19 protein-coding genes are annotated in these 20,057 nt (G+C 71.8%); 8 read left to right on the top strand and 11 right to left on the bottom strand.

Annotated elements, in window-relative coordinates; translation table 11 throughout:
* Positions 1 to 91 precede the first annotated feature (91 nt).
* Together ACWEOE_RS17595 and ACWEOE_RS17590 are read right to left on the bottom strand one after the other, a co-directional pair.
* Positions 92 to 472, bottom strand: coding sequence for a hypothetical protein (locus ACWEOE_RS17595; RefSeq protein ID WP_452009956.1), 381 nt, complete (start codon positions 470 to 472; stop codon positions 92 to 94).
* Position 473: 1 nt separating this feature from the next.
* Entirely contained in the window at positions 474 to 1,097 is a 624-nt protein-coding gene (locus ACWEOE_RS17590; RefSeq protein WP_452009954.1) for a hypothetical protein, read from the bottom strand.
* 193 nt (positions 1,098 to 1,290) lie between these two features.
* Between ACWEOE_RS17590 and ACWEOE_RS17585 the strand changes: the two genes are divergently transcribed.
* On the top strand, positions 1,291 to 1,455 hold the full coding sequence (locus ACWEOE_RS17585; RefSeq protein ID WP_452009952.1) for a hypothetical protein: 165 nt from the start codon (positions 1,291 to 1,293) through the stop codon (positions 1,453 to 1,455).
* 21 nt (positions 1,456 to 1,476) lie between these two features.
* Here the strand turns inward: ACWEOE_RS17585 and ACWEOE_RS17580 are convergent, their stop codons facing one another.
* Positions 1,477 to 1,902 (bottom strand): DUF6314 family protein, encoded by a 426-nt coding sequence (locus tag ACWEOE_RS17580; protein WP_452009950.1) that lies wholly within the window; start codon positions 1,900 to 1,902, stop codon positions 1,477 to 1,479.
* Positions 1,903 to 2,062: 160 nt separating this feature from the next.
* Between ACWEOE_RS17580 and recQ the strand changes: the two genes are divergently transcribed.
* On the top strand, positions 2,063 to 3,898 hold the full coding sequence (recQ, locus tag ACWEOE_RS17575; RefSeq protein ID WP_452009948.1) for a DNA helicase RecQ: 1,836 nt from the start codon (positions 2,063 to 2,065) through the stop codon (positions 3,896 to 3,898).
* Positions 3,899 to 3,959: 61 nt separating this feature from the next.
* Here the strand turns inward: recQ and ACWEOE_RS17570 are convergent, their stop codons facing one another.
* Positions 3,960 to 4,166: an antitoxin gene (locus tag ACWEOE_RS17570; protein WP_452009946.1), complete on the bottom strand. Its 207-nt coding sequence runs from the start codon at positions 4,164 to 4,166 to the stop codon at positions 3,960 to 3,962.
* Positions 4,167 to 4,333: 167 nt separating this feature from the next.
* Between ACWEOE_RS17570 and add the strand changes: the two genes are divergently transcribed.
* Positions 4,334 to 5,305, top strand: a complete 972-nt coding sequence (gene add / locus ACWEOE_RS17565) for an adenosine deaminase (RefSeq protein ID WP_452009945.1) — start codon at positions 4,334 to 4,336, stop codon at positions 5,303 to 5,305.
* On the opposite strand, the gene ACWEOE_RS17560 is transcribed toward add, so the two are convergent.
* Entirely contained in the window at positions 5,283 to 6,662 is a 1,380-nt protein-coding gene (locus tag ACWEOE_RS17560; RefSeq protein ID WP_452009943.1) for a vWA domain-containing protein, read from the bottom strand. The genes add and ACWEOE_RS17560 overlap by 23 nt on opposite strands.
* The gene (locus ACWEOE_RS17555; protein WP_452009941.1) at positions 6,659 to 7,540 is read right to left on the bottom strand and encodes an AAA family ATPase; all 882 of its coding nucleotides are present in this window, start codon (positions 7,538 to 7,540) and stop codon (positions 6,659 to 6,661) included. The genes ACWEOE_RS17560 and ACWEOE_RS17555 overlap by 4 nt, the downstream gene beginning before the upstream one ends.
* A 638-nt stretch (positions 7,541 to 8,178) precedes the next feature.
* Here ACWEOE_RS17555 and mgrA point away from each other — a divergent pair.
* Complete coding sequence (gene mgrA / locus ACWEOE_RS17550; protein ID WP_452009938.1) at positions 8,179 to 9,207, top strand: L-glyceraldehyde 3-phosphate reductase; 1,029 nt, start codon at positions 8,179 to 8,181, stop codon at positions 9,205 to 9,207.
* Positions 9,208 to 9,267: 60 nt separating this feature from the next.
* Here the strand turns inward: mgrA and ACWEOE_RS17545 are convergent, their stop codons facing one another.
* The 3 genes from ACWEOE_RS17545 to ACWEOE_RS17535 form a co-directional block, all read right to left on the bottom strand.
* Positions 9,268 to 10,512: a PucR family transcriptional regulator gene (locus ACWEOE_RS17545; RefSeq protein WP_452009935.1), complete on the bottom strand. Its 1,245-nt coding sequence runs from the start codon at positions 10,510 to 10,512 to the stop codon at positions 9,268 to 9,270.
* Between the two features lie 180 nt (positions 10,513 to 10,692).
* Positions 10,693 to 11,148, bottom strand: a complete 456-nt coding sequence (locus tag ACWEOE_RS17540) for a (2Fe-2S)-binding protein (protein ID WP_452009933.1) — start codon at positions 11,146 to 11,148, stop codon at positions 10,693 to 10,695.
* Between the two features lie 27 nt (positions 11,149 to 11,175).
* Positions 11,176 to 13,437 carry a molybdopterin cofactor-binding domain-containing protein gene (locus tag ACWEOE_RS17535; protein WP_452009931.1) on the bottom strand — a complete coding sequence of 754 codons (2,262 nt, stop codon included), beginning with the start codon at positions 13,435 to 13,437 and terminating at the stop codon, positions 11,176 to 11,178.
* A gap of 507 nt (positions 13,438 to 13,944) precedes the next feature.
* Here ACWEOE_RS17535 and ACWEOE_RS17530 point away from each other — a divergent pair.
* Genes ACWEOE_RS17530 through ACWEOE_RS17515 form a run of 4 tightly spaced genes read left to right on the top strand, consistent with a single transcriptional unit; the run spans position 13,945 to position 18,638 of the window.
* Positions 13,945 to 15,093, top strand: a complete 1,149-nt coding sequence (locus ACWEOE_RS17530) for an ROK family protein (protein ID WP_452009985.1) — start codon at positions 13,945 to 13,947, stop codon at positions 15,091 to 15,093.
* A gap of 56 nt (positions 15,094 to 15,149) precedes the next feature.
* Positions 15,150 to 15,518: an ArsR/SmtB family transcription factor gene (locus tag ACWEOE_RS17525; RefSeq protein ID WP_452009983.1), complete on the top strand. Its 369-nt coding sequence runs from the start codon at positions 15,150 to 15,152 to the stop codon at positions 15,516 to 15,518.
* Between the two features lie 10 nt (positions 15,519 to 15,528).
* Positions 15,529 to 16,260: an HAD family hydrolase gene (locus ACWEOE_RS17520; protein WP_452009930.1), complete on the top strand. Its 732-nt coding sequence runs from the start codon at positions 15,529 to 15,531 to the stop codon at positions 16,258 to 16,260.
* Positions 16,257 to 18,638 carry a glycoside hydrolase family 65 protein gene (locus ACWEOE_RS17515; protein ID WP_452009928.1) on the top strand — a complete coding sequence of 794 codons (2,382 nt, stop codon included), beginning with the start codon at positions 16,257 to 16,259 and terminating at the stop codon, positions 18,636 to 18,638. The genes ACWEOE_RS17520 and ACWEOE_RS17515 overlap by 4 nt, the downstream gene beginning before the upstream one ends.
* Positions 18,639 to 18,686: 48 nt before the next feature.
* Here the strand turns inward: ACWEOE_RS17515 and ACWEOE_RS17510 are convergent, their stop codons facing one another.
* Together ACWEOE_RS17510 and ACWEOE_RS17505 are read right to left on the bottom strand one after the other, a co-directional pair.
* A complete protein-coding gene (locus tag ACWEOE_RS17510) occupies positions 18,687 to 18,872 on the bottom strand; it encodes a hypothetical protein (RefSeq protein WP_452009926.1) in 186 nt (61 codons plus the stop codon).
* A 42-nt stretch (positions 18,873 to 18,914) separates the two neighbouring features.
* Positions 18,915 to 19,913, bottom strand: coding sequence for a Ppx/GppA phosphatase family protein (locus ACWEOE_RS17505; RefSeq protein WP_452009923.1), 999 nt, complete (start codon positions 19,911 to 19,913; stop codon positions 18,915 to 18,917).
* Between the last annotated feature and the right edge of the window lie 144 nt (positions 19,914 to 20,057).

Raw genomic sequence — 20,057 nt, 5'->3', positions numbered from 1 at the left:
TCGCCACACGGTTCGACAAACTCGCAGTCCGCTACGAGGCAACCGTGCACGTCGCGGCGATCAACGAGTGGCTACGCCATTGAAACAGGCTCTAGGCGTCGAGCAGCCGGTCGAAGAACGCGCGGTAGCGGCGCAGCGCGATCCGCAGGTCCTCGGTCGCGGGCTCGCCCTCGCGCCACTGCCCTTCCAGCTCGCCCTTGTGCTCGGCGAAGTTCTGGGCCAGCGAGCTGATCACCGAAGCGACGAGCTCGTCGGCGTCGTGCACCGCGCGGCGCGGGTCGTCGACGAAGCCGGTCTGCACTTGCTGCCAGCGGCCGCGGAAGCGGTCGACGTCACCCTCAGCGAACAGCGGCGGCGCGGCTTCGGCACGGGCGGCGGTTCCGCGTCCGCCGGTGTCCACATCGGACACTTCACGATCGGCGGCACTCGCGAGGTCGGCGGTCGTCAGGCCGCGGGTCTGCTGCTCGGTCATGTCAGCGGTCTCCGTTCCGTTCGGGGGCGCCGCGGTGGTTCCCGCCGCGCGTGCCGGTGTGCTCGGGCTCGGGGCGCGCAGCCGCGGAGCCGGCCTCGTCGGTCAGCAGGTCTTCGAACACGGTGCGGTAGTGCACCATCGCCGAGCGAAGCTCCTCTGTGGACAGTGCGGTTTCCGCGTGCCGGCGGTGCGTCTCGTGCGCCGCGCGGTAGTGCTCCAGCGTGCGCGAGTGGCGCACGGACAGATCGGACAGCTGCTGGTCGTAGCCCTCGGTCGGGTAGCCGCGCTCGGCCATCACGGCAACGAGCAGGTCGTCGGCTTCGTCGAGCGCGCCGGCCGGGTGGTCCACGAACTTCTCCTGGATCAGGCCCCAGTGCTGGGCGTAGCGCTCGCGGGCCGAAGCCGACAGCGGCCGGATGTCGAGGTCGCGGTGGCGGCGTTCACGTTCGGCCAGTTCCCGTTGTGCCGCACGCGGACTGTCGTTCTCCTCCACCGCGCGCGAGTACTCCGGACCGAACCGGCGCCGCAGCCGTTTCCGTTGCGACTCCTGGACGACGAGCCACGCGACGGCGCCGATCACCACCACGGCGACCACCACGATCACGACGATGAGCCAAGTGGGCATCGCACGAACTCCTTCACGGATTTTGTCGAGCCCCCCGTACCATCGGGATGCCCGCCCTCGCCCCGGCGAAACGCGAAACCCGCCGGGTGAACCGCGTTTTCGGCCGAGTGGCGGTGCTCGTACCGCCGGATGAGGTACGGTTTCGACACCGGGCAAAACCGGCGCGGCACACGCTCGGGGACGGGAGGGGCGCATGGCAGCCACCTGGCTCGCATCCGGCGCGCTCCGTGTCGTGTCCGGGTCCGACACCATCGCCGGGGTGCCCATTCCGGGCTGGGCGGGCACGTTGCTCGCCGTGGTGTGCATCGTCGCCGCGCTCGCGGTGCTGCTGCTGATCGTGCGCAACCGCCGCCGCTGAGCCGGCCCGCGCACCCGGGGTTCAGGCGCGGGTGAAGCGTGTGGTGATCACGTGGTCCTTCGCCGGACCGGCGACCACCCACTCCTGCCGCCAGTGGTCGGGGTCGAGCACGCGGTACTCGCCGCGGTAGAGGTCGTCGCGGCACGGGTGGTCGGTGCGCCAGCGGCCGGTGGCCAGGTCGAGGTCGTGGAAGAACCCGCCGTGGTCGAAGTGCACGGCGGCGCGGGCGCCGTCCGGGTGGTAGAGCAAGGTGCGGCTCACCGGGCCCGTGTAGCCGTTCAGCCGAAGCTCTCCGGTCTCGGCGTACACGAGCACGGCGTCTTCCCAGGTGAACGTCGCCGTGCCCGTGACCTCGCCCATCGGCTGGCCGTCGGCGGCCACGATGTCGCGCGAGAGCCGCCACGCGCCCGCGAAGTACGCGGCGAGGTCGGTGATCGCGAAGTCCACCCCGCCATTCTGCGCCCGCAGCTTCGGCACGACGCACCGGCGGGGCCGGGATCACACCGAGCGTGACGACCGCGGCACGAGCGGGACACTCGTGCCGGAAACGCGCCGAGTCCCCCGGGGTGGCACCCCCGGGTCGGTCGTGGCGCCTAGAATCGGCCGGGTGGCTCACCCCGACCAGGCCCAGCGCTCCCCCGCCGTCGAAGCCCTGCAACGCGTGTTCGGCTACGACGCGTTCCGCGGCGACCAGGCGGACATCGTCGAGCACGTGATCTCCGGTGGCGACGCCCTCGTGCTGATGCCCACCGGCGGCGGGAAATCCCTGTGCTACCAGATCCCCTCGCTCGTGCGGCCCGGGGTCGGCGTGGTGATCTCACCGCTGATCGCGCTCATGCAGGACCAGGTCGACGCCCTGCGCAACCTCGGCGTCCGCGCGGGTTTCCTCAACTCCACGCAGGACTTCGAGGAGCGCCGGCGCGTGGAGGAGGCGTTCGTCGCGGGTGAGCTCGACCTGCTGTACCTGGCGCCGGAACGGCTGTCGGTCGAGTCGACCGTGCGGCTGCTCGACCGCGGGAAGATCGCGCTGTTCGCCATCGACGAGGCGCACTGCGTGTCGCAGTGGGGCCACGACTTCCGGCCCGACTACCTCATGCTGTCGTCGCTGCATGAGCGCTGGCCCGACGTGCCGCGCATCGCGCTCACCGCCACGGCCACCGAGACCACGCACAAGGAGATCTCGGCGCGGCTCAACCTCGACGGCGCGCGCCACTTCGTCGCGAGCTTCGACCGGCCCAACATCCAGTACCGCATCGTCGGCAAGAACTCGCCGCAGAAGCAGCTGCTCGAACTGCTGCGCACCGAGCACAAGGGCGACGCGGGGATCGTCTACTGCCTCTCGCGCGCGTCGGTGGAGAAGACCGCGGAGTTCCTGACGCAGAACGGAATCCGCGCCCTGCCATACCACGCCGGGCTCGACAAGCGCACGCGCGCGCAGAACCAGTCGCGGTTCCTGCGCGAGGACGGGCTCGTGGTCGTCGCCACCATCGCGTTCGGCATGGGCATCGACAAACCCGACGTGCGGTTCGTCGCGCACCTCGACCTGCCGAAGTCCGTGGAGGGCTACTACCAGGAAACCGGCCGCGCGGGCCGCGACGGCCTGCCGTCCACGGCCTGGCTCGCCTACGGGCTGCAGGACGTGATGCAGCAACGCAAGATGATCGAGAACGGCGAGGGCGACGAGGCCCACCGCCGCCGCCAGGCCGTGCACCTCAACGCGATGCTGGCGCTGTGCGAGACCGTCGAGTGCCGCCGCACGCAGATCCTGGCCTACTTCGGCCAGAGCGGCGCGCCCTGCGGCAACTGCGACACCTGCCTGGCTCCGCCCGAAAGCTTCGACGGCACGGTCCCCGCGCAGAAGCTGCTGTCCACCGTCGTGCGGCTGCGCAACGAGCGCCGCCAGAAGTTCGGCGCCGGCCAGATCATCGACATCCTGCTGGGCAAGACCACGCCGAAGGTCACGCAGTTCCAGCACGACACGCTCAAGGTGTTCGGCGTCGGCACGGAGCTGCGCGAGCAGGAGTGGCGGGCCGTCGTGCGGCAGCTGCTGGCGCAGAACCTCCTTGCCGTGGAAGGCGACTACGGCTCGCTCGTGCTCACCGAGGGCAGCACGGCGGTGCTCAACGGCTCGCGCACGGTTTCGCTGCGGCGCGAGCCGGAACGGCCGGCGCGGGCCGCGCGCACGTCGCGGCGGAGCGCAGCCGCGGCCGTGGAGATGCCGGCCGAGGCGGCTCCGCTGTTCGAGCGGCTGCGCGCCTGGCGCGCGGCGACGGCCAAGGACCAAGGTGTGCCCGCGTACGTGATTTTCCACGACGCGACGCTGCGGCAAATCGCCGCCGAGCGCCCGGGTTCGCTGGCCGACCTCGGCACCGTAAGCGGTGTGGGCGAGGCGAAGCTCGCGAAGTACGGCGAGAGCGTGCTCGCCGCGCTCGCAGAACAATAGGCACTCGCGGCGCGGGGCACCTCCGATACAGGGGTGCCCCGGGACCTCGGCGGACCGGACGTCAGTGAGCCGGGCGCGGTTTGGTCGCGTCGGAGACCTTCTGCGTCACCCCGTTGATCTTGTCGTGGTACTTGCCCTTGGTCTTCTCGTCGGCGAACCGGGCGGCCTTGCCGACGGCCTGGTTCACCTTTTCGGGGTTCTTTTTCACGTACGATCCGACGGCACCGGCCGCGCCGGCCAGTACGGTGAGCTTTTTCAGCATTCCCATGGGGTCCTCCCGCGTGTGTCCCGTCATCCCCTCAACGCAACGAGGAGTACCCGGAGTTCCCCCGAACCGAACATCACGGACAGTGCGCCATCCAAGACCGCCCCACCGCAGACAGCCCCACCGAAAAGGACACGACCGAACGCGCGGGACACGGCAAGATCGGCCCCATGCGAGATCTCGCGGCGCTCCCGAAGGCGCACCTGCACGTCCACCTCGAAAGCACCGTCCGGCCGGACACGCTGCGTGAGCTGGCCGACGCCAACGGCGTGCCGTTTCCGGTCGGATCGAGATCCTTCACCGGGTTCCGCGACTTCGCCGACCACAACTCGCTCATCCGCGCGTGCCTGCGCACCCCGGAGGACTTCGAGCGCGTCGCGCGGGAGTTCTGCGTGGACGAAGCCGCGCAGGGCACGCGGTACGCCGAGGTGACGTTCACGGCCGCCTCGCACGGCGAGCGGCTGGGAGACCTCGAGATGCCGCTCGCCGCCGTCCTCAAAGGACTGTCCGAAAGCGATCTCGAAACCCGGGTGCTGCTCGATCACTCGCGCCGACGGTCCGTCGAGCGCGCCGAGCGCACACTGCAGCTCGCGCTCGCCCACGAGGAGGTGGTGGGCCTCGGCGTGGCCGGCGAGGAGCGCCACTCGCTCGCCCCGTTCGCCGGCATCTTCGCCCGGGCGCGCGAAGCCGGGCTCCACCTCGTGCACCACGCCGGCGAGGACGCAGGGCCCGAGAGCATCCGTGAAGCCCTCGACGTCGGCCGCACTGAGCGCCTGGGCCACGGCATCCGCGTACTGGACGATCCCGAGCTGGTGGCCGAGGTCCGCGACCGCGGCATCGCGCTCGAGGTGTGCCCGACGTCCAACGTCGTGCTCGGCCTGGTGCCGAGCCTCGCCGAGCACCCGCTTCCCAGGCTGGTCGACGCGGGCCTCGCCGTCACGCTGAACACCGACGTCCCCTCGGTCACGCACACCACGCTGACCGACGAGTTCACCGCCGCCCGCGACACGTTCGGCTACGACGACGAGGAACTCGCGGCGCTGGCCGGAGCCGCCGTCACCGCGTCCTTCGCCCCGGAAACAACGAAAACCTTGCTGCGCAAGGAAACCGCCGCGTGGCTCACGTCGGCAGCAGACGCGTGACGAGCGCGGCGAGCTGCTGCACGTTGCGGCACTCGTGCATCTCGACCAGCTCCGCATACGCCAGCGCCGCCGAGTCGCCGGTGGACCACAGGGCCCGGCGTTCGGGGTTGAGCCAGTAGACGTGGCGTGCGCGGTCGCGGATCGCGCGGACGGCGTCGAGGTTGGGGTCGCCGCCGTTGGTGCGCGCGTCGCCGAGGACGAGCACCGACGTGCGCGGGCCGACGGCGTCGAGCCACTTGCCGGTGAACCCGCGCAGAGCGCCGCCGTAGTCGCTGTGCCCGTCCCAGCGGACCACGGCCGCTTCCTCGAGGATGCGCGCGCCCAGGTGCTCGGGATCGGCCACGCCGGCGGTGACCAGGTGCGTGACCTCGTCGGTGCTGTCGACGAACGCGAACACGCGGACCTTGCTGAACTGATCGCGCAGCGCCTGCACCAGCAGCATCGTGAAGTTCGCGAACCCGGCGACCGACCCCGACAGGTCGCACAGCAGCACGATCTCGGGCCGGCCGGGCCGCCGGTGCCGCAACGCCGGGCGCACCGGCACCCCACCCGTCGACAGCGACCGCCGCAACGTGCGCCGCAGGTCGATCTGCCCACGCGTGGTGCGCTTGCGGCGCGCGGCGAGGCGGGTGGCGAGCTTGCGCGACAACGGCTGCACCGTCCGGCGCAGCTCGGCCAGCTGCGCCCGGCTCGCGATCAGGAAGTCCACGCGGTCCGCGGCCGGCGCGATGGCGTGCTTCGCCACGCGGTCACGCCCCCGCACCTCGGCCGCGCGCCGGCGGGCCTCCGTGCGCACGCGCCCGCGGAAGTCCTCCACGCGGCGGCGGACCTCGTCGCGCGTGAGCCGGTCGGTGAACTCGTCGCCCGCCGGTTCCCCGGCGCCGCCGCGGATCGCCGCGAGCACCCGGACGATCAAGGTCTGGGGCTGCAGCCGGTCGAGCGTCTGGTGCGCGGAGAACCCGCCGCCGGCACCGGAACCCGTGCCGTACGCGCCCAGCATCTCCACCGCGACACCCGCGAGCTGCGCCAGCGCCTGCTGGTCACCCTCGGCCAACGCGGCCGCGAGGGCTTCCCGCAGCTGGTCGAGGTCGCGCGGCCGGTCGTCGCGTGCCAGCTCGGGCACGCCCACGCCGGCCGGGAAATACAGGTCGAACGCGGCGTCGAACACCGCCCGCTGGCCCCCGCGCCGCACCAGCGCGGCCGCGAGGCCCTCGCGCACCAGCTCGCGGTCCTCGAACCCCAGGACCTCCAGCGCGGCCGCCGCGTCGACGGTCTCCGCCGGGCCGGCCGGGATCCCCTGCGCCCGCAGCGCCCGCACGAACGCCGTGAGCCGGTCGGTGACCCCGGCCGTGCTCACGACGCGTCCAGCACCCGGTCGAGCTTGAGGCCCGCGCCGGCCTTGGTGATGTCGTCCTGGTGCTTGAGCACCACGCCGAGGCTCTCGCGCACGATCCGCTCGTCGAGGGTGCCCGCACCCAGCTCCAGCAGCGTGCGCGCCCAGTCGATGGTCTCGGCCACCGACGGCAGCTTGCGCAGGTCCATGGCGCGCAGCGCGGCGATCACGCGGACCACCGAATCGGCCAGCGCGGCGTCGATGCCCGGTACCCGCAGCTGCACGATCCGCAGTTCGAGCTCGGCGTCGGGGAAGTCGATGTGCAGGAACAGGCAGCGGCGCCGCAGCGCCTCCGACAGCTCGCGCGTGGCGTTGGACGTGAGCACCACGAACGGATCCCGGGTGGCGGTGATCGTGCCCAGCTCGGGCACGGTGACCTGGAAGTCGCCGAGCACCTCCAGCAGCAGGCCCTCGACCTCGACGTCGGCCTTGTCGGTCTCGTCGACGAGCAGCACTGTCGGCTCGGTGCCCGAGATCGCCTGCAGCAGCGGGCGGCGCAGCAGGAACTCCTCGCCGAAGATGTCGGTGCGCGCCGCCTCCCACGTCTCGTCGCGCCCGGCGGTGATGCGCAGCAGCTGCTTGGCGTGGTTCCACTCGTACAGCGCCCGGGCCTCGTCGATGCCCTCGTAGCACTGCAGGCGCACGAGCCGCGACCCGCTGACGGCGGCCACGGCCTTGGCCAGCTCCGTCTTGCCGACGCCCGCCGGCCCCTCGACCAGCAGCGGCTTGCCGAGCCGGTCGGCGAGGAACACGGTGGTCGCCACCGCCGTCGACGCGAGGTAGCCGACCTCGGCCAGCTGTGCCGACACGTCGTCGACGGAGGAGAAGAACCCGGTGCCCACGTGACCTCCACTGCGCCATCATTACCCATCCGACCACAGTCACGGCCGAATGACTTCGCGACCATGCTTACGTACCGCGAGGGGGTCGGCCTGCTTTGGGTCGGCTTGGTAAGCAGATGCTCACCTGGCACTGTACTGGCCGGAACTGAGTCCGTCTCCACGATCCGCGCGAGCGTGCGGTCGAGCTCGGCCACGGTGTCCTCCCCCAGCCCGGCCGCCGGCCGCCGCTCGACGTCGGCGATCGCGCCGAACGCCACCGGGGCTGGTCGCGCCGCTGCGGGCCGGCGTCGGGGCCCGGCAGCGCCCGATCGGCACCACCACCGCCGACCGGCTGCTCGACGTCGTGATCCACGGCCAGGACATCGCGATCCCGCTCGGCCTCGACCGGCCGGTGCCGCAGGCCGCGGCGGCCGGTGCGCTGGAGCGGGTGTGGGAGCGCGGTTACCCGTTCCACGCGCGGCGCCACCTCGCCGGTCCGCGCCTGGTCGCCGACGACGCCGACCTGTCGGGCGGCGAGGGTGCGCTCGTCGAAGGACCGGTCGTGGGGCTGCGATGCTCGCCGCCGGCCGGACGGCGACGGTGGGCCGGCTGCACGGCGAGGGAGCCGAACGGCTGCTCGCGAGCTAGCATCTGCCCACGTGACCTACGTTGCGGCGACCAGCCGATACGACTCGATCCCCTACCGGCGCTGCGGGCGCAGCGGACTGAAGCTGCCCGCCATTTCCCTCGGCCTGTGGCACAACTTCGGCGACGACCGCCCGCTGCAGGTCCAGCGCGACATCCTGCGTCGCGCGTTCGACCTCGGCATCACGCACTTCGACCTGGCCAACAACTACGGCCCGCCCTACGGCTCGGCCGAGTCGAACTTCGGCCGCGTCCTCGCCACCGACTTCAAGCCTTACCGAGACGAGCTGGTGATCTCCAGCAAGGCCGGTTACGACATGTGGCCGGGCCCCTACGGCGACTGGGGCTCGCGCAAGTACCTGCTGGCCTCGCTCGACCAGTCACTGGGGCGCATGGGCCTGGACTACGTCGACATCTTCTACTCCCACCGCGTCGACCCGGAAACGCCGCTGGAGGAGACGGTCGGTGCGCTGGACACGGCCGTTCGCTCGGGCAAGGCGCTCTACGTGGGCATTTCGTCGTACAACTCCGAGCGCACCGCCGAGGCCGCGCGACTGCTGCGCGAGCTGGGCACGCCGCTGCTGATCCACCAGCCCTCGTACTCCATGTTCAACCGCTGGACCGAGGACGACCACCTGCTCGACACGCTCGAAGACGCCGGCGCCGGCTGCATCGCCTTCTCGCCGCTGGCCCAGGGTCTGCTCACCGACCGCTACCTGGGCGGCGTCCCCGCCGACTCCCGCGCGGCGCAGGGCAAGTCCCTCGACCCGGACACGATCACCGAGGACCGCCTGGCGAAGATCCGCGGCCTCGGCGAGATCGCCGCGCGCCGGGGCCAGTCCCTGGCGCAGCTCGCGCTGGCCTGGGCCCTGCGCGACCCGCGCATGACGTCGCTGGTGATCGGCGCGAGCAGTGTCAAGCAGCTCGAGGACAACGTGGCCGCCCTCGACAACCTCGGCTTCACCGCCGAGGAACTCGCCGAGATCGACCGCTACGCCACCGAGTCGGACATCAACCTCTGGAAGAACTCCAGCGACAGCTGACGTCCGGGGTGACCGGTGGCGTGTTCCGCGCCACCGGCCACTGTGGACCCCGTCGGCCGGTCAGCTCGCCCGGGTCGGCCTCGGCGCCGGCAGGTGCGAAGTGTCCGGGAACAGGTGCAGGGCCCGCAACGCCGCCCCCAGTTCCGCGATGTCGGCCGGGTCCGTGAGCGACCGGCCGAGCTCGTCGGTGATGCGGCGCAGGCGGTGGCGGATCGTGTTGGGGTGGCAGAACATGCGTTCCGACGTAAGTTTCGTGGAGCCCTGGCAGTCGAACCACGCGCGCAGCGTCAGCAGCAGCACGTTGCGGTCGTCGCCGGGCAGCTCGAGGATCGGGCGCAGCACGTGGTGGGCGAGCTGGACCGACGCCTCGGGCGCGCTGGCGACGAGGCCCGCGAGCGGCGACTCGGTGAACTGCACCAGGCCCGTGGAGCCGGGCGCCATGCTGGAGAGCGCGACGCGCGCGAAGTGCAGCGCCCGGGAAGTGTTGCCCAGCCCCGAGAACACGGGACTCATGCCGACGCGGCCCACCGGGGCCTCGCGCAGCAGGTCGATCGTCACCTTGCTCGCCGACGGGTCACGCAGGGACACCACGCCCACCTGGAGGTCGGGCGTGAGCCGCCACGCCGACGCGTGCTGGGCCTCGCGCAGGCGTTGCTCGATCTTCGGCAGCGGTTCGTGACCCAGCCGCGGCGTCTCGGCCGCGACCACCACGAAACTGCCGTCCACGGAAAGCTCCAGCACGCGCGCGATGTCCCACAGCGTGCCCTCGGTCGCGGCCCCGCCGGCGAAGAGCGCCTCGACCAGGGCGGAACGCCGGTTCTGGTGCGCCACCACGACTTCGGCGGCGGCGTCCCGGTAGGACGAAGTCAGCGCCTCGGCGTAGTCGTCGACCAGCGCCCACACCGCGGACGTCGCGGCGACCAGCCCGGCGAGGTCCTGGTTCTCGCCGCGCGCGGTCAGCAGCACGAAGCGGTGCCACACCTCGGTGAGCCCGATCCGGAACGCCCGCAGCACCTCGGGCAGCGGCGCGCCCTGCAGCGCCCGCGCGCGACCGGTGGCGCGGGCCTGCGACAGGTCGGGCACGTCCTCGCCACGCAGGGTGGCCAGGGCGTAGTCGAGGTTGGCCCGCACGGAGTTGCGCAGTTCGGCGTGGGTCACGAACCGCTCGTCGCGATAGACCGGCATCTGCTCGAGGATCTGGCGCAGCGTGGCCTCGATCAGCTCGGGCATGGCGGTGTCGACCTCGGCGGCCAACGCCGAGACCACGGGGGCGAGCCCATCGCGCAGAACAGTCTGGTAGTGCATCAACGCCCTCCGGGCCGGGGCGAAGGGCGCTCGCGCGCCCCTCGCCCGTGACCGTACGGGGACTCCACGGTGAGCCCTCGGGAAGGTCATCTAACACGACGGCCGGTCACTCGGCCGGGTGAACTTGTGACACTCGCCGCTGATGCGGCAAAACCAGTGTCATACGTCCGTATCCGCGGATCACATCTTCGCCGCGGCCGCCTTGATCGCCTCGCGGATGCGGAAGTACGAACCGCAGCGGCACACGTTCTCGATCTTGTCGATGTCGGCGTCGGTGGGGTTCTTGGTCTTCTTCAGCAGCGCGACGGCGGCCATGATCTGGCCCGGCTGGCAGTAGCCGCACTGCGCGACGTCCTGCTCCAGCCACGCTTCCTGCACCGGGTGCAGGTTGTCGCCGTCGGCGAGGCCCTCGATCGTGGTGACCTCGCGGCCCTCGCACTCGGAGACCGGCGTGACGCACGGGTTGATCGCCTCGCCGTCGAGGTGGCTCGTGCACGCCTTGCAGACGTTGATGCCGCAGCCGTACTTGAGACCGCGCACTTTCAGCTTGTCGCGCAGCGCCCACAGCAGGGGCAGGTTGGCGGGGGCGTCGACGGTGACGGTCTTCCCGTTCACCACGAAGGTGTAGTTGGGCATGCGAAACTCCTTGCGGTGGTGGGGAGATCAGCGGGGGAACGGGTCGAAGTCGACCGGGAAGTTGATCGGGAAGCTGCGCGGTTTGATGCCGGTGGCCCGCGCGTAGGCGTTGGCGATCGCGCCCACCGGGGCCGGCAGGCCGAGCTCGCCCGCGCCGCCGATCTCGCTGCCGTTGGCCGGCATCACGAACACGTTCACGTCCATCGGCGCGTTCTTCTGCCGCGCGTAGTGGAACTGCGAGTAGCTGCCTTCCAGCGGCAGGCCGTTGTCGATGTGCAGGCCCGCGGTGAGCGTGGTCGAGATGGCGTCGGTGAGGCCACCGAGCATCTGCGACTGCAGCCCGCGCGGGTTCACCGGCTTGCCGACGTCCACCGCGATCGTCGCCTTGGTCACGCGCGGGTTCTTCGGGTCGCGCGCGTCCAATTCCACCAGGCACGCGGTGTAGGACTTGTACTCGCCGTGCACCGCGATGCCCTGGGCGAAGCCCTTCGGCATCTTCTTGCCCCACTCGCCGAGCTCGGCGACCTTGTCCAGCACCGCCTTCTGGCGCGGCTCCTTGATGAACTCGCGCCGGAACTCCAGCGGGTCCTTGCCGAGCTTGGCCGCGATCTCGTCGGCCATGATCTCCTCGGCCCCGCGGGTGTTCGCGGAGTACACCGAACGCCAGGCCGAGGTGTGGAACTTGAGCGGCACCTCGTTGAGCAGCTGCGTGGTGACGCCGTAGTTGTAGGGCGATTTCACCGTCAGCAGGAACACCGTCTGCGCGAAGCTCAGGTTGCCGCCCACGGGCAGCTTCGCCGCGAACGCGGTGAGGATCTCGCCGAGGCCGTGGCCCCAGTCGGTCTCGACGCTGGCCACGCGGTGCTCGAACGTGAGCACCTGGCCGAGCGCGAAGGTCGCGCGGATCTTGTGGTGGCTCGCGGCGCGGGCACGGCCGTGGCGCATGTCGTCGATGCGGCTCCACATGAGCCGCACGGGCTTCTTCATCGCCTTCGAGATGTGCGCGGCTTCGAGCGCGGCGTCGAAGAACAGCCGGCGGCCGAATGAGCCGCCGCCCTGGATCACGTGCACGGTGACCTTGTTCTCCGGCAGCCCCAGCTCCTGGGCGATGGTCTGCTTCGCGACGATCGGCGACTTGAGCCCGGCCCAGATGGTGGCGCTGTCCTCGCGGACGTCGGCGACCGCCGAGTTCGACTCCATCGGCGCGTGGCTGACGAACGCGAAGTCGAACTCGCCGTCCACGTACTGCGTCAGCAGCGGCGGCACCACGAACGGCAGCGCGGCGGCCTGCAGCTTCTTCGTGATCGACGCGTTGTTCTCGCCGTCGACCGTGCCGGCGTTCCAGGTCACGTCGAGGGCGTTCTTGCCGTCGAGGGCCTGGCCGAAGGTCTCGGCCATCACCGCGACCCCGGTCTGCACCACCGCGATGTCGATGATGCCGGGCATCGCGCGCACCGCGGCCTCGTTGTTGACCTTCTTCACCGTGCCGTTGATCGTCGGCGGGCGGCGGACCATCACCGGCATCGCGCCGGGGATGTCGAGGTCGAGCGTGTAGACCTGTTTGCCGGTGACCATCGCGAGCGCGTCCTTGCGCGACGTCGGCGTGCCCACCAGCGTGTGGTCCGCCTCGGCCTTCGGCTTCACGGCCGTGGTGGCCAGGTCCGCGCGGGCCGCCGGGCCGGCGAGCACGCCGTAGGAAGCCTTGCGCCCGTCCGGCGCGTGCACGAGACCGTCGCGAGTGGACAGCCGCGCGGCCGGCACGTTCCACTGCGCACTGGCGGCGGACACCATGCGGGCGCGGGCCGTCGCGGCGGCGGTGCGGACCGGGTCGTAGAGCGAGCGCATGGTGTTCGAGCCGCCGGTGAGCTGGTTGAACAGCAGCTCGGGGCGCGCGTCGGCGAGGACCACGTCGACCTTGTCGAGCGGCATGTCGAGCTCTTCGGCGACCAGCATCGCGGTGGCCGTGTTGATGCCCTGGCCGACCTCGGCGCGCGGCAGCTGCAGGCGCACGCGGCCGTCGGTGGTCACCTCGAGCACGAGCATGCCCGCGGTCGGGGCGTTGGAGAGCGTGAGCACGTCGCCGAGGTCGAGGATCTCCGCGGGCTGCGGCAGCGTCGGCACCACGGCCTCGGCCGTGGCGGGCGCGAGGGTGTCGAACGAGAGCTTCGTGGCCAGCGTCAGCGTCGGCGCGGCGACGAGGTAGGTGAGGAAGCGGCGGCGGCCGACGCGGGGGTCGTCGTCCGGCGAGCTGTCGCCCTGTCGTCCAGGGCTGGTGGTCGGGCTGGCCATCGGGAATCCCTTCGAGGCGCTCGCGCCGGCAGTGCAGGGCGCGACCGGGCGAGCGCCGCTGCGACGGTGCAGCCCGGGAGGTGGTGGGGGTGACGCGGGGTGGGTGGAACGGGACGTCTGGCGCGCCACGCTAAGCACGTGACAGAAACCACGCAACGCGCAGTAGTCGTGTCGACTGATGTCTGTGACGAGGTAACAGCCGACCGCCTCCGAATGTGCGTCGTGACACATCCACGACTGATCGGATCGGGTGTTCGCGGGCGTGCCGACGGGTGAGTGCGGACTGCGCCGGATGGCCGTGCGCGCACCCGCGTGGGCGTGCCCTCCCCCGGGATGGCGCCGACAGCCCGTATCGTCGGCTGAACGCTCTGCCGCTGGTCACCGAACGGGTGAAAAGAAGGTTCCCTGCCGAAGCCGGTTACCTTGGCGGGGAGACATCGGGACGAGCAGGGAGCGAACGAGCACGTGGTGGGCGCGGGGACACCGCCGGTGGGCACGCCGGCCGGGATGCGCAGGATCAACCAGCGGGCGGTGCTCGACCTGCTGCGCCGCGGCGGGCCGGCCACGCGACCGCAGGTCGCGAAGGACACCGGGCTGTCGAAGCCGACGGTGAGCCAGGCGCTGCTGGCGCTGGAGGCCGCGGGGCTGGCGCGCGCGACCGGGCACACGTCCACCGGCACGGGCCGCTCGGCCGTGCTCTACGAGGCCGACCCCACCGCCGGGTACGTGCTGGGCGTCGACATCGGGCGCGAGCACATCCGCGTCGCGGTGTCGGACCTGGGCCGCACTATGGTGGCGCGCCGCGACGCCCGCAACACCGCCCGCTCGGGCAGCGCGCTCGTGGCTGCCGTCGGCCGGCTGGCACGCGAGATCGTGGCCGAGGCCGGCCTCGCCGACGCCGACATCGTCGTGCGGGTGCTGGGCTCCCCCGGCGTCGCGGACCCGGCGAAGCGCTGCTTCCGGCACGCGCCGAACCTGCCGGGGTGGGGCAAACCGGGCCTGCTCGACGACCTGGAGGCCGTGCTGGGCCCCGACCTGGTCGTGGAGAACGACGCCAACCTCACCGCCGTCGGCGAGTGGGAATGCGGGGCCGCGCGCGGCGCGTCCGTGGTCGGCTGCCTCATGATCGGCACCGGCGTCGGCATGGGCCTCATGGTCGACGGTCGTGTGTTCCGTGGCGCCACGGGCGCCGCCGGCGAGATCGGCTACCTCCCCTACGGCCGCACCCAGTCCGGTGGCGAGGTCCCGGCCCGCGGCCACCTCGAAGAGGCCACGGCCGCCCAGTCCGTGGTCCGCGGCGCGCGCGAACTCGGCCTGGGCACGGCGAAATCGGCGCGCGAGGTCTTCCGCCTGGCCCGTGAGGGCGACGAACTGGCGCAGCGCGCGGTGCGCACGGAAGCCGACCGCCTCGCCTACACGGTCGCCTCCGTGGCCGCCGTGGTCGACCCCGAGCTCATCGTCCTGGGCGGCGGCATCGGCACGGCCGCCGACCTGCTGCTGGACCCCATCGACCGCGCCCTGCGCTCCTTCACGCCACTCGTGCCCACCGTCGTCCAGGGCGAACTGGGCGACGACGGCGTGCTGACAGGCGCGATGAGCGTGGGGCTCAGCGCCGCGGAGGGGCTGGTCTTCGAACGACGTGTCGGCACGACCTGAGCCGTGGCCGCGGTAGTCGCTGCCCGCCCGGAGTGGAATCATCGACCGCTGTGAGCATCGAGCCCGACCGGCGTCTGATCGACCCGGAGCGCGTGGCCGCCGCTGTCGCCGGGCTGGGTGACCGGGCGGTCATCGAGGAGTGGGCCGCGCGGTTCGCCGTGGTGGCCGATCCGTCGCGGCTGGCGCTGCTCGTGTCGATCCACTACGCGCGCGAGATCAGCGTGACCGACCTCGCGGCGGCCACGGGCATGACCGACACCGCCGTGTCACAGGCGCTGCGGCTGTTGCGCGCCCACGGGTTGGTGACCGCGCACCGCGACGGGCGCGTGGTGCGCTACCGCCTCGCCGACGCCACCGTGCACGAGTTGATCCACCGGGTGCGCCCACACGACTCAGGTCCCGCGAACGCGGTTCCGGACCGGTAGGTTTGCACGCATGATCGGACTGCCGGACACCATCACCGCCTGTCTGTTCGACCTCGACGGCGTGCTGACCGGAACGGCCGTGCTCCACCGGGAAGCGTGGAAACGGACGTTCGACGAGTTTCTTCGCGGCCGGGACGGCGAAACGTTCCGCGAATTCACCGACCACGACTACGCGGCCTTCGTCGACGGCCGCCCGCGCGCCGACGGCGTGCGCGAGTTCCTGCGCTCCCGCGATATCCAGCTGCCCGAGGGCACCCCGGAGGACGGGGTCGACGAGCCGACCGTGAACGGCATCGGCAACCGCAAGAACGAGCTCGTCCTGAAGATCATCGAAGAACAGGGCGTGAACCCCTATCCCGGCTCCGTGCGGTACCTCGAAGCGGCGAAAGCAGCCGGTCTGCGCATCGCCGTGGTGACGTCGTCGGCCAACGGCGCGAAGGTGCTCGACGCCGCGGACCTCACGAAGTTCGTCGAGGCCCGGGTCGACGGCCTGGTGATCCGGCGCGACAACCTCAAGGGCAAGCCCGCCCCCGATTCCTTCCTCGCCGGCGCGAAGGCGCTCGGTGTCGAGCCCGCGCACGCGGCCGTGTTCGAAGACGCGCTCTCGGGCGTGCAGGCCGGGCGCGCCGGCGACTTCGGCTTCGTGGTGGGCGTGAACCGCGCCGACCAGGCCGACGAACTGAAAACCCACGGCGCCGATGTCGTGGTCGACGACCTCGCCGATCTTCTGGAGAACGCATGACCGAGACCGAGTTCGGCTACGAATGCTCGCCGTGGGCGCTGCGCTGGCGCGGCCTCGACGTCGACGCGCTGCAGCGCACGGAGTCGGCGTTCGCGGTGTCCAACGGCCACCTCGGCCTGCGCGGCACCCTCGAGGAGGCCGAGCCGCGCGGCCTGCCGGGCACCTACCTCAACGGCTTCTACGAGCAGCACGGGCTCCCCTACGCCGAAGGCGGCTACGGCTACCCCGAAGAGGGCCAGACCGTGGTCAACGTGACCGACGGCAAGATCCTCCGCCTGCTCGTGGAGGACGAGCCGCTCGACATGCGCTACGGCGCCGCGATCGAACACGACCGCGTGCTCGACTTCCGCAGCGGCACCCTGCGCCGCACCACCGAGTGGTCCTCCCCCACCGGCCGCCGCGTGCGGGTGCGGACCGAGCGGCTGGTGTCGTTCACGCAACGCGCGATCGCGGCGATCCGCTACGAGGTGGAGCCGGTCGACGAGGACCTGCAGCTCGTGGTGCAGTCGGATCTGCTGGCCAACGAGCCGATCGAGTCCGACACCCGAGACCCACGCGTCGCCGCGGCGCTCGACCAGCCGCTGGTCTCGCAGTTCAACCGCGCGGCCGACTACCAGGCCGTGCTGGTGCACCAGACCCGCAACTCCGGCCTGCGCATGGCCGCGGCGATGGACCACAAGATCGACGTCGAGGACGGCATCCGCACCCGCATCCACAGCGAGGACGACCTGGCACGGCTCACGGTCGCCGTCGACGTGCCGAAGGGCGGGCGCCTGCGGATCACGAAGTTCCTCGCCTACGGCTGGTCCGCGCAGCGGTCCGTGCCCGCCCTGCGCGCGCAGGTCGAGGCGGCGCTGGCCGGCGCGCGCCAGACCGGCTGGAAGGGCCTGATCGCCGAGCAGCGCCAGTACCTCGACGATTTCTGGGCCACCTCCGACATCGAGATCGACGGCGACCCCGAGCTGCAGCAGGCCGTGCGCTTCGCGTTGTTCCACCTCCTGCAGGCCGGGGCCCGCGGCGAGACGCGCGCCATCGCGGGCAAGGGCCTCACCGGCCCCGGCTACGACGGGCACGCCTTCTGGGACACCGAAACCTTCGTCCTGCCGGTGCTCACCTACACGATCCCCGACGCGGCCCGCGACGCCCTCCGCTGGCGGCACTCCACCATGGACAAAGCCAGGGAACGCGCGAAACAGCTCGGCCTGCGCGGCGCGGCTTTCCCGTGGCGCTCCATCACCGGCGCCGAGTGCTCGGCCTACTGGCCCGCGGGCACCGCGGCGTTCCACGTGAGCGCCGACATCGCCGACGCGGTGCTGCGCTACGTCAACGCCACCGGCGACGAGGAGTTCGAAAGCGGCTGCGGCGCCGAGCTGCTCGTGGAAACGGCGCGGCTGTGGGCCTCACTCGGCCACCACGACCGGCACGGCCACTTCCGCATCGACGGCGTGACCGGCCCCGACGAGTACTCGGCCGTGGCGGACAACAACGTCTACACCAACCTGATGGCCCGCAGGAACCTGCTGGCGGCCGCGCAGGTGTGCGAGAAGTACCCCGAGATCGTGCACCAGTTCGAAGTGGACACTGCCGAGCTCGACAGCTGGCGCGCCGCCGCCGACGCGATGTTCCTGCCGTACAACCAGGAACTGGGCGTGCACCCGCAGTCCGAGGGCTTCCTCGAACACGACGAGTGGGACTACAAGGGCACCGACCCGGCGTTCTACCCGCTGCTGCTGAACTACCCGTACTTCGACCTCTACCGCAAGCAGGTCGTGAAGCAGGCCGACCTCGTGCTGGCCCTGCACCTGTGCGGCGACTCCTTCAGCCCCGAGGAGAAGGCCCGCGACTTCGCCTACTACGAGGCCCGCACGGTCCGCGACTCGTCGCTGTCGGCCGGCACGCAGGCCGTGATCGCGGCCGAGGTGGGCCACCTCGACCTCGCCTACGACTACCTGGCCGAGGCCGCGCTGACCGACCTGCAGGACGTGCACAACAACGTGCGCAACGGCCTGCACATGGCATCCCTCGCCGGCGCCTGGCAGGGCACCGTCGCCGGCTTCGGCGGCCTGCGCGACCACGGCGGCCAGTTGTCGTTCGCCCCGCGCCTGCCCCGGCAGCTCGGCGGCATCACCTTCCGCCTGGCCTTCCGCGGCACCCGCTTCCAGGTCGCCATCCGCCCGGGCGAGGCCACCTACCACGTCCTCGACGGCGCACCCCTGGACCTGGTGCACCACGGCGAACGCTTCACGGTGACCACGGAACCCGTGACGCTGCCCATCGAGGACGTCGACCCGGGCGACCCGCCGGTCCAGCCCCACGGCCGCGCACCGCAGCGCCGGGACGCCTCGAAGCTGCGCAAGTTCGTGGCTGCGCAGGACTGAGGTCGTGATCCCGCGGGCGGCTTTCGGGCGTCCGCGGGGCCGGCCGGCTCAGCCGTCGGCCGGCTCGTCCGTGCCGGGCGGGGGTTCGACGTCCTTCGTGTGGCTCGGCGTCAGGTCCGGGTTCGGGGCGCTGGGCACCTCGGAGCGCACGTGGCCGGGGTCGGGCAGGGTGAGGTCGTCTTCGTCGTCCTCGGCGTGGTCGCGGTGGTCGCGGGGGAAGAGCTCACGTGTCATGGGTCCGGGATACCCCGTCGGAGCGGGGTCGCACCAGGGATGTCACGCGGCCGGACGCGAGTCGGCGCCGGCGGTGGCTCCGGCCGTGGCGCCGGCCATGGCCACGTCGGGGGCCGCGGCGAGGCCGTCGAGGAGGGTGAGCAGCAGGCCGTCGCGGGTGGACCAGGGGCAGATGGAAATGGGGCCGCCCGTGAGGGTCAGCAGGGCTTCCGCCACCACGGCGCCGCCGAGGGCCTGCTGGGCGCGCTGGCGGGAGATGCCGGGCAGTTCGGCGCGTTTGGCCGACGGCATCGCGGCCAGGCGCGGGACCCAGACGCGCAGGTCGTCGAGGTGCAGCTCGCGGCCCTTGCCGGGGCGGTCGCCGGCGAGGCGGGCCAGCTGGCGCAGCACCTTCGAACAGCCGACGACGCGGTGACCGGCGATGTGCTCCGTCGCGTCGCCCAGCGCGCCGGACACCGCCTCGAGCACGTGGTCGCGCAGCGCGCGGACCTTCTTCGAGCGCACCGGCGGTTCGGCCGGCAACCAGTCGCGCGTGACCGAGCGGGCACCCAGCGGCAGCGACCGGGCGAACTCGGCCTGCGAGCCGCGACCGGCCGACAGTTCCACCGTGCCGCCGCCGATGTCGAGCACCAGCAGCGGACCGGCGGACGCGCCGTACCAGCGGCGGGCGCCCACGTAGGTCAGTTCGGCCTCCCGGCGACCCGAGAGGAACTGCAGCTCCACGCCCGTGTCGCGGCGGACGCGGCACACCACCTCGTCGGCGTTGGCCGCGTCGCGGATCGACGAGGTGGCCAGCGGGAACACCTCGCGCACGCCGTGCTTCTCGGCCACGGCCACACCGTCGGCCACCGCCGCGGAGATGGCGGCGATGCCGCGTGGGCTCAGGCGGCACTCGTCGTCGAGCTCGCGGTCGAGGCGCAGCCGCGTCTGGTGGGTCAAGGCCGGCTCCAGCGGGGTGCCCCCGGGCTCGAGCACGACAAGGCGAGCGCTGAACGATCCGACGTCCAGAACCCCCGCAGCCGGCCCCGCGAATTCGCGCACAGTCAGGCCCACCTCGCTTTCGCCTCGCCGTCGTGTTCCCCCGGAAGACCGTTCCTACACCTGATGTGACCCAGCAGAGCAAGATTTACGGTTTCCTGCCACCACAGTGCTCGTCTACGACGGATCTCCAACGGCGCTCGTACA

Source organism: Amycolatopsis sp. NPDC004368 (assembly GCF_053602515.1).
This window is presented reverse-complemented; position numbering and strand designations above follow the sequence as displayed.